General features: G+C 33.8%; 1 protein-coding gene. It reads right to left on the minus strand.

Annotation, left to right across the window (positions count from 1 at the left end; genetic code table 11):
* On the minus strand, positions 1 to 4,522 hold a 4,522-nt coding region (locus ACZQCL_RS06735), incomplete at its 3' end, for a discoidin domain-containing protein (protein WP_482482374.1).
* Positions 4,523 to 4,568 lie beyond the last annotated feature (46 nt).

Genomic DNA, 4,568 nt, shown 5'->3' on the forward strand with positions numbered 1-4,568 from the left:
CACTCAATTTTTCTCTATTCAACTTAGTTAATAACTTATAAGTATCATTTAAGTCTTTGATTTGAGGTTTCAATAATTCTTTTTGATTGATTGGGTCCGCCATTAAATTCTTCGCAATTTCGACCTTGTTTTTGAAAAGTGTAAATGCTTCATCTTTTACATATAAAGAATCATCCATTTGAACAAATCCATTCAATTCATCAAGATTATTTTGAATAAGTTCTAATTCCGACATTTCAGCAGCAAGCTCATAGTAAGCCATTCTCAAGGCTTCTTCATCACCATCTAATGCTTCTGTTGCCTTTGTGATAGCTTTTGTCAATGCATCTTGAAGAACTAAATTTTCATATTTTACTTCGTTTGCTTCATCAATCAATTGTTGTAGTTGAGCTTGACCTGGAGCATTTACCGTAACTGTAACTGTAGCTTGGACTTGATCATTTGCTTTCGCAATGATATTTACTGTACCATTGGCAACAGCTGTAATTTTTCCAGTTGCATCCACTTTCGCAATAGACTCATCTTCGCTTGACCAAGTGACAACATCTGTTGTTTCAGTTGGAGAAAGAGTCGCCTTCACTTGCGCTGTTTCATTAACGCTTAATGTTACTTCAGTTTTATCCAATGTAATACTTGTTGCAGGAATTGCTTCTTTATGCAATGTTCCAAACAATTTGATTTCAGCAGCTGAAGCATACGTATTTACCTGATTTCCTAAAGATTCTAATGCTGTAAAGCGAACATAACGAGCTTTGGTTGCATCAAATTTAATTTTCTTGAATTCACCCTTATCCACTAACATACTTCCATCGTGTTCAAATGTTCCAACTACAACCGTCTTGAATTTTTCTCCGTCTAAGCTTGTTTCAACCATATATTTTGTGATATCACCATTGCCACTACCTGGACGAGGAAGATAATTCAATTGTTGAACATCATACTCTGCACCTAAATCCATTGTTACACCTTGTGGAAGTGTGTGTTGTCCATTGTAATTTGAGTGCCAAATTGTATTTGCATCACCATCGAATGCTTGTTTAACAGGATCTTCTTGTGCTTCAGAAGTAGCCGTTACTTTTTCAGGGTCAATAGTAATTTCAGTTTCACAATCTGGTTGTCCTTCATTAGAACCCTTATATTCTAGAGCCTGAATAGCTTTGAATAAATTAATTGTTTGTGCATTCACTTCTGTTTGTGTTGCATCTTTATCATTTAATACAGCTTCTGCATTTTTAACTGCTGCTTTTAATGCATCAATAGAAGCCGTTGTATATAGATTCTTGTTTTCGATTGCTTTATTTGCTTCATCTAATTGTGCTTTCAAATCATCAACAACAACTTGACCAGCTACTACATTGATTTCGAATGTCTTCGTAATCTTTTTGCCTTCTTTATTTGTACTATTTGAAGTAATTGTCAATACAGCTTTTCCTTGTTTTTTCGCATGTAAAGTATAGTTGTAGTGATCACCATCGACTGTACGAATAACTGAAACAACTTCTGGTTTATCACTTTCAACAGAATACAATCCATTTGTTACATTTTCTGGAAGTACTGTAGCTTTAAATGCTTTTAATTGACCTACACCTATTGTAGAAGCATTGTTTTCATCGAATACAATATCTTCTGCATAAGTAGCTTCATTTTGATAGAATTCTACTTCATCAATATTTAATTTGTATTCAAGCCCATCTTGACTGTTCAATGCATTTAATTTGATTTTTTCAGCTTGCACTGGTGCATCAAAATGAATGTTGAAGCCTTGTTTAGAATCTACTTCTGTAATAGAGTAATCTCCAATTTTTGTTTCTTCTTCACCATTGACTGCATACAATTCAAAGTCTTTTAATGCGCCTGTATTAATATTTGTGCCATCTACACGAACACGAATAGTCATGTCTGTGATTGTTTTTTGTCCATCAAAGTTGAATAATACCCAATAAGGAACTCTTGCAGGAACTTCATCTCCATTATTTCCCCATTTGAATTCGAAACGGTTTGCATCTGCACCCCATTTACCATCAATCAACTTATCTACACCCATTCCAGATTGTAATACACTTTCATCTTGACCTTGTACACTCTGTACTTTGATTTGTGAAACTGTAACATCTGGAGTTTTAATATCTTCACTAGCAACAGTTGGATTAATTGCATTCAAATTGTTACTTACAAACATGTATTCAGAAGCATTGAAATAGTCTGGTGTTAAAGAAATATCGCGTTTTGCTGTAAATGTTACTGTTACAATATCTTTTGTACCTGAAATAGACTTCTTACTTCCACTATTTGTATATGTGAAGTTTACATTTCTATTAACTGCAGCATTGTTTTCAGATTTCTTATAAGCTATACGATCAAATTTATACTCTCGCATATTTGCTGTAGCTAAAGTAGCTGCAGTTCCATTGAAAGTTAAATCCTCTGAGTTATAACCAATTTTTCCACCAATAGAGTAAACATTCTTCATATCTACACCTGAAATAGTTAATGTAACTGTTTCACCTGCAGCATAATCTGTCTTATCTAATGATGTAATCAAAGAACCTTTTGGATTTTTTGAAGGTGTTTTTACTCCACCATCTAAGTGAACCATTGTTTGAGCAATATCTTGTGCATCATAGTAACCATTCTTGTTGTAATCTGAACGTTTTACCTGATCCCAAGTTGGATCGCCATCTTCTAGACCTACATAGTTTTCGATTTGTGTAGCATCGTTTTCATCGATAACGCCATCGTTGTTTGTATCTCCAATTATATATCCTTCACTTCCATCTACGATATATGGTTGAAGTTCGGCAGCAGAGAAGAATCCACCTTTTGACTTCTTAACAACATATTTGATATAACGAGCTGATGTTCCTGTCATATCAATAGTCTTAGTATCTAAATCTGACATATCTTTAGAGTATGTCCAATCTGATTTTTGTTTACTTGAATCATATGATAATGTCCAGTTTACACCATCAATAGATGTATAAACATCCATTCTCTGTACAGTACCATTTCCTTTATTGTCATTACGAGGAGTATAGTCAATACGTTCTAAATCGTAGACTTTCTTCAAATCATAGATCAATCCTTGATCTTCAGTCACTGAATTTGTTGAGTGGAAGAATGTACCATAATCAAAGTCTAAAATATTACTCAATTTACCCCAGTCATCACCATAATCCCAAGATACTTTAATATCTTTTGGTACATTACGATATGGATCTAGTGCAGATTCCACTTCGATTGGATCACTCCATTTTGAATATCCATCTTTATTTCTTGAACGCACACGATACGTATGTTTAGAGTGGTATTCAAGATCTGTATGCGTATAACTTGTTTCTGTAATTCCAGATTGAATCATTCCATCTGTTTCTACTTCATATTCAGTCGCATCACTAACTGCATCCCATTTCAAAGGAATTGTTGTTGGAGTAATATTTTCTTCGTCTGCTTTAAAGTTAGCAGGAGTTTGAAGATTTTCATTTAATTCATCTTTATCTAAATTTCCATCATTCACAAATCCATCTACTGTTAATTCGATTCCATTTGAGCTTACATTTGTCTTTTCGAATTTTACATACAATTTAGGAGTTGTTTTGATTTCAGTCTTTTCAAATTCTGAACCCTCTGTCGCAAATTTGTTTAAATTAGGCTCTTTATTGTAGAAATATACATTTCCTGTTGCACTATCAAATTCTTCTTGAGATTTAACTTCTTTTAACTCAACATTCGCATTTCCAACTTTTCCAGTTAACGCTGTTGGTTTCTTACTTACATTTACAATAAATGTAGTTTCTTTATTTGCATCATATCCATTGTAGCTACCCTGACTTGCTTCTGCTTTTAATACGGCTTTGCCATCTTTTACAGAACTTGTGAAATGAGTTGTCACATTTGAACCATAATTTACTTCTTCAAGATTTGAGTTATCAACTGTGTTTCCTTCATCTTCATATTGAGTATATTCTGATTCTTTATCTGGGTAGAATTCAACTAAACGTTTTGTTTTATCAATTCCACCTTTATTTGTTTCCGTTTTAGTCGCTGCATTATTGTGCGCTTCAAACATAGGAATGATGGCACCATTCTTTACAAACAATGGCATTTTCCAAATTGGGGCATCAAAGTTATTTAATGTTGTTCCACCACGATACTGTTTTCCTGTAAAGTAATCGATCCATACTTGGTTCGAATCTGGTAAATAGATACCATTTCTAATATCATTTCCAGCTTCATCTGCTGCAGTGTTTTGATATACTGGAGCCACTAAGAAGTCTTTACCAAACATGAACTGATATTGCATATTTTTACTGTATGTATTTGTATCTTCAGGGAATTCCAAGAACATGGCACGAACTTGTGGTTTACCTTTTTCACTGCCTTCTCCTAAGTTTGAAGAAGTATACGCAGTTGAATAAATATAAGGCATCAATTGCGATCTAAGTTTTAAATACATACGGTTGATTGATGATGTTTCATCTCCAAATACGTATGGCTTTTTAGGATAACTTCCCCAACCATCCATATCTAAAAGCCATACGTATTTGGAGATGAAACATCATCAATCAACC

Source organism: Holdemanella sp. (genome assembly GCF_056804935.1).